This is a genomic window from Kitasatospora sp. NPDC059747 (genome assembly GCF_042732955.1).
In the GTDB taxonomy this organism is placed as follows: Bacteria; Actinomycetota; Actinomycetes; order Streptomycetales; family Streptomycetaceae; genus Kitasatospora.
On sequence record NZ_JBHWGV010000223.1, the window covers coordinates 1 to 6,765 of the forward strand.

The window sequence follows — 6,765 nt, forward strand, 5'->3', positions numbered from 1 at the left end:
ACTATGACCCCCACCGCATGGCCGTGGGCGGGGACCCCCGCGGGGGGTGGGGGCACAAACCGCGCGGCCTCATGGGGGCAATAGGCGACACCCGCCCCCCCCGCGGCCGCGCCCGGCGACCGCCGCCGTCCCGACCGCCACTCCGGGACGCGACGCCTACCGGAAGTCCTCCGCGTGGTCCCGTACCCAGGAGCGGAAGCTGCGCGCCGGGCGGCCGAGCACCTGGTGCACGGTGTCTGTCACGCGTTCCGGCTCGCGGGTGAACGATTCCCAGGCCCGCAGGCGGGATTCGACGAACGCCGCGTTCCCCCAGGCCGCGGTGAGCTCGGCGCGGGCCGTCTCCGGTGCGAGCTCCTCCCAGCGCACCCCGGTGCCGGTCTCCTCGCCGATGATCCGTGCCAGTTCGGCGTGCGAGAGCGATTCGGGCCCGGTGACCACGTACTTCGCGCCGTCGTGCCCCTGCTCGGTGAGGGCGGCGACCGCCACGTCCGCGATGTCCCGTTCGTGGACCAGGGACCGGCGCGCCCCGCCGTACGGCCAGCGGACGACGCCCTGGCGTACCTGGTCGGCCCAGCCGAGTACGTTGCCCGCGAAGTCGATGGCCCGGACGAAGGTCCAGCGCAGGCCGGAGGCGCGGATGAGCCGCTCGATCTCCTGGTGGAAGATCACTGGCGGTTCGTCGTCCGCGAGGTCGGCCACGTCCGCCGACAGGTAGACGACCTGCTTGGCGTGCTTCGCGATCAGCTCCACGACCCGCGGCTGCACCGGGATCCCGGGCCACATCAGGTAGACGGCCGACACCCCGCCGTCCAGTGCATGCTCCAGGCTCTCCGGCGCGGCCAGGTCACCCTGCACGGCCTCCACCCCTGCGGGCACCACGGCCGTCGAGACATCCCGCACCAACGCCCGCACGTCGTAACCGCGTTCGGCCAGCGAGGCCACGACGTGCCGGCCCACACTGCCGTTCGCACCGATCACCAGAATCTTGGTCATGACCGCCCGAACGCCGGGCGGCCCCGCCCTATGCCCCGCCCCTATGTCGGCCCCTCGGACTATCGTGTCGGCCCACGCGGCGCCCGCCTCGCGCGGTGCGAGGAGCGGCCGCCGACGAGGGGGAGTGCACATGCCCAAGGGGCTGGCCCAGTTCGGCTCAGGGCTCTACGCGACGAGGGCCCGGGATCAGCGCCTCGGCCCGGCCCCGCCGGGCAGCGGCGACAGAGGCCTGCTGCGCAGCGGGGCCGTCCCCTGCCTGCTGACGGTCCTGTGGCTGACGGCACACCAGCAAGCTGGCAGAGGCGCCGACATGGACCTGGCGGCGGCGCTCGTACGGGCGGGGCATCTCGCCCGGGCGGTCGAGCTGGTGCGCGCGTGCGCGGGCCGGTCCGGGCCGGAGGAGGACCTCGTCCGGCTGGTGCGCACGGCGGGCGAGGCCGGAGACCTGGACTATGCGCGAGCGCTCGCCGGGTCGCTGACCGACCGCACGCAGCGCGACCGTGCCCTGGTCGCCCGCATCCCGGCGGTGGCACGTGCCGGTGACCACAAGCGCATCCTCGGAGGGAGTGGTCAGGCCGTCGTTCGAACCCCCGAGCGGACTGTGGGCCGGTCCCTGTTCAGGCTCACGGTGTCGGTGCCTGCTGGGACGCTGGCCGAAGCGTTCCCGTCCTGCGGTCCGCTACAGCGGCTGGGCGCGTCGGAGGTTCAGCATGGTGGGGCAGTCCAAGGTCTCCCATAGCCCTGTCGGCGGTCGGCTCCATCGGGTTGCCGACGCGTCGGGGGCGAGCACGGGTCGGTTCTGCCGTAGCGGGGGGGGGCTCGTCATGCCATGTGGGACGGACCGCGTACGCGCGCATCGTGGACAATCCGAACGTCTCGACCAGGAGTCTGCGCGCGGATTTGGTGGAGCGGGGCCGTGCCGTACCAAGTCACTCTCGTTGGATTGCTCGGCTAAGTCCGTAGACCAGTGTCGTTGCGAAGATCCAGCCCAGACATGTGAAGATCGAGCTGGCCCACACCCAGCCGTGCAGCGGGATCCAGACGGCGCGCTGGCCGAGACTCACCACGGGCAGTAGCAGGTCCAGGCAGTAGACCCAGGCGAAGAACGATGGTGGGGTGTTCGCGGTGGTCTTCGTGTGCCCTGGCGGACAGGTTTGGATATTGCTGCCGGGCGGCGGGTGCTCCAAGCAGGAGGGGATGCCGTCCAGGTTGTTGGCCAGAGCGATCTGCCCCCATCCGGCAGCGAACCAGAACAACAGGCCGCCGCCGGCCCAGACCCCGAGGAACCACCAGAGGATCCAGAAAGGGTGGTGGCCGTATCCGATTGTTCCCCGCAGCAGCCAGCGCGGCAATTTCCTCCAGAAGCCTGACAGTTCTGTTGTCCGCGCGTCCTCGCTGGCGACCAGCACGGCGCGGGCTGCCGCCGACTTGCCCGCCGCGCGATAGACCTTGGCCAGCTGCTGGTACACCTGCCTGGACTGTGTCCCGGTGGGCGAGCTGCTTAACCATTTCTTGCGGCGGTCGGTCAGGCTCTGGTCGCCTTCCTCCAGCGTCTCGTAGGTGAAGTGGTCGAGCCGGGTTCGGTCGGGCCACTCGAACGTGGTGTCGTCCAGCTGCAAGACTCGTGCGGACGACAGGTCGATCTCGCCGTTGCTCGTCGGCTCGCCCGGTGCGGCCAACCGGAGCGTGCCTGTGATCTCGGCGCCGCGTAGGTTGAGCAGTGTTCCACCATCGGCGGTGAGGGTTGCGCCTTCGATCGTGAGCTCGACACCGATACTGGCGCTTGCCAGGCTGACCGTTCCGGTTGTGACGAAACCGCCGAGCAGGCGGATCCCTTGCAACGCCTCCATTCGGTTCGCGCTGAGCGCGGTTCCCTGCGGATTGCGTAGGTACGCCCTGGACGCCTCGACCTTGCCTTTGACATGCGCGCCGTCCAGGACGACCGCGCCTCGAGCGGAGAAGCGGTTCCCGAAGTCGAGGTTGTGGTGCACGACGAGGCGGGCAGCGTTGAGGGCCACCGCGCCCGGAGAGCTGTGAAACCAGCCACCTGACCAGTTAGCATGCCCCCTGACCTCGGCTCCGGTCAGGTCTACTGTCCCTGTGGCATGAAAATACTTGTTCAACAGGAGATCGCTGCCGACGATCAAGCCAGGGGCCGACAGCGCAAAGCCCCCACGACACCTAAAACGCCCGCCGCCGCAGTCCAGTTGGCCACCGATCTTGGAGTCGGCCAGCAGCACGCTGCCTGTCGCCTGGAACCGTGCCTGTCGGCCGCCGGGCGCCGCTTTCACGGCGAGGTGAACGTCGCGCTCTACGGTCATGCCCTTGGCGGAGATTGCTACGTCCGCGCCGTTGCGGAACCGGCCGCCTTCCAACAAGAGGCTTCCCCGGATGTTGGCGCCGTCGAGCAGGACCGTACCTGTCGCCGTGGAGCCGTTCTGGAACAGTACGTTCTGCCCCACTTGGGCCCGAGATAGGTCGAGTGCTGGCCCTCCGGCCCGGGAGAACTCGCCCCCTGTACAGTCGAGCCGGCCCTCGATCCGGCAGTTCGTGAGGTTCACCCCGCCGACGGCCCGGAACCCTGCGTTGAATCGGACACTCTGGCGTACCTGCAGTCCCACGGCCTGTAGCGCCGGGCCCTTTGCGTGCTCCAGCCGAGCGCCGGCGCAGATCAGTTCGCCGACACGGGCGGCGTTCAGCCAGACAGCGCCGGTCACTTCGCAGTCGGGTGCCATGTGAAGTTTTCCGGCAACCACGAGCTCGTCCGCGTGCAGCGCCGTCTCGCCGGGATGCCGCAACTGCGCTCCATTGAACCTTAGCCGCCCCCCGATTCGGGCGCCGACCAGGCTTACGGGTCCCTCGCTCTCGAAGCCCTGGTCGCAGTACATGCCGCGCCCGACCGTCAGTCCATCCGCCGGGAGCGCGTCGCCGTATTGCTGTGAGACGCCGAGTAGCTTGGTGTTCCGGAGGATCAGCTGCCCGTCGATTCGGGCGCAGACCAGGGCGACACCATGTCGGACAGTGCATCCCTGTGCCTTGAAACTGTGCCGGGTGTGGAGTTGGGTTGCTTCGATGTTTGGGAGATGGCAGTCGATCAGATAGATACCAGAAGCCTCAGCTTGGTCGAGCATCAGCGTGTCGTCGAAATAACACGAAACCAGCTTGAGATGGCACGTTAGCGCCTGGTGCTCGAGGTCTAGCCTTCCAACGATGCGGGCACCGGCCAGCACCAGCTTGCGCGGTCGACAGTGCCCCGTTTTGCCCAGCAGGATCTGACGGATCAAGCTGGCCCGCACCTGCCGATCGGGTCCCCAGGCTGCCCCGGCGCTGACGTCTACCTGGGACGGATTACACGGTGCGAGGTTGACCATGTCCTCAGGCGCTGGCATCCGGTCATGGTGGTGCACCGCGTCCCATCGGGCGAGGGCGTCCCAGAGCCGGGTCTCCGGGCTCGTCAGGTCCCTTCGCGTCAGGTAGTGCGGGGACAGCGCCATCGGGTTCTCCAGATGCTGGCTTGGCGGACGTGCGGCGCCACGTTGTCTCAGGCTATTGGCGGACGTCTCGGGGAGCATCCAGGGCTAGGCCAGCCCCGTGACTCCCCGTATCACCCTGATCGGCGACTCCTCCGACCGCGGGTTCTCAGGATGTCCGCACCCGCGGTTCCGTGTCCGAACGGCTGGCAGCCTGGGTGTCCGCTGCTGCGGTGCCCGGCCGGCGGGCTGGCCTTCGTGTTGGACCGCGGGCCCTTCCGGGGCAGGGACGGCACCGAGGGCCGCGAGGCGGCCGGTTACGCCGCAGTGTTCCTCGCGGCCCTGGCGATCGGCCTGCTGGCGGCCCGGGACGCGACGCACGAGTGGCAGGCCGCCCACATCCCGACCGCGCCGGTCGCGGCGACCCTCGACGGATGCCGCGAGATCGCCGGCGACGCGACGTCGGGTTACCGCTGCCGCTACCACTGGTCGTTCCAGGGGCACCTCAGGGAAGAAGAGCGCGACGCCCACGGGGTCTACCCGGACGGCCAGGTCTTGACGGCCGCGCTGGACCCGGCCACCGTCGACCTCGTCGACACCGGCGTGGCGAGGTTCGTCCTCACGACCGTGGCGGCAGGCACCCTGGCGTGCACGGACCTGTTCCTGCTCGCCGCGGCACCCGGGACCGTCCCGAACTGGCTGCGCCGCGTACGGTCCGGGCCGTGACCGGCCGACCGACTGACCAGCTGGCCGGCCGCCGGCGACGCCCGCAGGACGAGACGCGTGTCCGCCACGACGCTGCTCCCGGGTGCCCTCCCTCCGCCCCGGGAAGCGCTCGGCCAGGCCTCGGTCAGCCCGTGGTGTGGCGCAGGACGTCCAGCACCTCGCCGGTGATGGCCGCCTCGGCGTGCTCGAAGTCGGGGGCGGTCAGCTGTGCGGGGTCGGCCGGCAGGCCGGTGAGTACGGGTGTGTGCAGGTGGCCGCCGGGGATCTGCGGGGCCAGGGCGAGCCGGAGCAGGTTGGAGCGGTAGGCGACTTCGTTGGAGAGGTAGCCACCGCCGCCGCCCTCGACGGAGCGTGAGCCCGGAGTCGGGCCGTCCTCGCGGTGGACGGGCTGCGTGCCGCCGGCGGGGATCTCGGTGACGTCGGTGTTGAGCTTGACCGGGTAGGGCTGCTGGACGGTGGTCATGGCGGCGGTCGGCAGGCTGGTGGCGATGAACTCGGCGCCGGGGGCGAGGCCGGGCGGGTCGGCGGGGTGGTCGGGGCTGCCGCCGCCGAGGGCGTCGAGGTTGTCGGGGTAGGGATCGGCCGAGCGGGCCCGGCCGGCCCAGGCCTCCAGGGTGAACAGGCCGGGATAGCCCTGGCTGACCGTGGTGATCAGGTCGGCCGCGCGCGGGCCGGTGCCCAGGCGCGGGGCGAAGGCGCGGTCCACGACCCCCTGGTCGAAGTCCGCGTAGCGGACCGGGAGGACGACCGTACGGATCTCGGCCCGGCTGCCGTCGGTCAGGGTGACCTGGCGGCCGTCGAGTTGCAGGGCGGCCGAGCCGGAGGGGTTGGCCCCGCGGAGTTCGGAGTCCAGACCGAAGGGATCGAAGCCGCTGACGAAGTACCGGCGCACGCCCTGGGTGCCCCGGAAGCCGTTGTCGACCAGGCCCCGGGAGGCGTCCTCGAAGCCGCGGCGCAGGGCGGCGCGGTCGGCCGGGAACCCGGGCTGCCACTGCGCGAGTTGGAGGCTCATCGCCACCCGGGTCCAGTACAGCGGACGGTCGTCCCGGGCCGGCAGCGTGCCTGCGGGGCGCCGGCCCTGGGCGCGGTCGACGGCCGACGTCCACAGCGCCTCGCCCCAGTCCCGGAGCAGGCGCTGTGCGTCGGCGGCGGTGCGGGCGGTGCACAGGGCGGCGGGGAAGCGGCGCACGAAGTCGCCGAACCCGCCGCCGTCCACGAGCGCCGCGGTGCGGGGGTCGGAGAGCCGGGCCTGTTCCTGGTCCGGTGTCACGGTGGCGTCGGTGCGGCATCCGCCGTCGGCGACGGCCGGGCCCGCGCCGGGCCCGAGCAGGGCGGCGAGGGCGGTGACGGTGCCGAGGAGGGCGAGCGCGCCCTTGGGCGCGCGGCGGGTTGTACGAGAGGTCCGCATCATGGCGTGTGACATTACACATGGCACTGAAGGGGCACCAGCACGCATGCGGCGGACCGGCGTTCGTGCAGACGCCCCCGGACCGGTGACGCGGGCCCGGCCGGTCGAGGGCCTTTCCTGCGGGGCCCGTGGTTCGCGATAGCCGCCGGAGGAAGCGACGGGGGCGGG

5 protein-coding genes are annotated in these 6,765 nt (G+C 71.1%); 2 read left to right on the forward strand and 3 right to left on the reverse strand.

The window, feature by feature from the left end:
• Positions 1-156 precede the first annotated feature (156 nt).
• Entirely contained in the window at positions 157-993 is an 837-nt protein-coding gene (locus tag ACFV4G_RS42570; RefSeq protein WP_380448893.1) for an NmrA family NAD(P)-binding protein, read from the reverse strand.
• Positions 994-1,123: 130 nt separating this feature from the next.
• On the opposite strand from ACFV4G_RS42570, the gene ACFV4G_RS42575 reads away from it, so the two are divergent.
• Entirely contained in the window at positions 1,124-1,732 is a 609-nt protein-coding gene (locus tag ACFV4G_RS42575) for a hypothetical protein (RefSeq protein ID WP_380448896.1), read from the forward strand.
• Positions 1,733-1,922: 190 nt separating this feature from the next.
• Here ACFV4G_RS42575 and ACFV4G_RS42580 read toward each other — a convergent pair whose 3' ends face one another.
• On the reverse strand, positions 1,923-4,277 hold the full coding sequence (locus tag ACFV4G_RS42580) for a hypothetical protein (RefSeq protein ID WP_380448898.1): 2,355 nt from the start codon (positions 4,275-4,277) through the stop codon (positions 1,923-1,925).
• 360 nt (positions 4,278-4,637) lie between these two features.
• Here ACFV4G_RS42580 and ACFV4G_RS42585 point away from each other — a divergent pair, with 360 nt between their 5' ends.
• The gene (locus tag ACFV4G_RS42585) at positions 4,638-5,189 is read left to right on the forward strand and encodes a hypothetical protein (RefSeq protein WP_380448900.1); all 552 of its coding nucleotides are present in this window, start codon (positions 4,638-4,640) and stop codon (positions 5,187-5,189) included.
• Positions 5,190-5,313: 124 nt separating this feature from the next.
• Here ACFV4G_RS42585 and ACFV4G_RS42590 read toward each other — a convergent pair whose 3' ends face one another.
• Complete coding sequence (locus ACFV4G_RS42590) at positions 5,314-6,600, reverse strand: pyroglutamyl peptidase (RefSeq protein ID WP_380448902.1); 1,287 nt, start codon at positions 6,598-6,600, stop codon at positions 5,314-5,316.
• Positions 6,601-6,765: the final 165 nt, after the last annotated feature.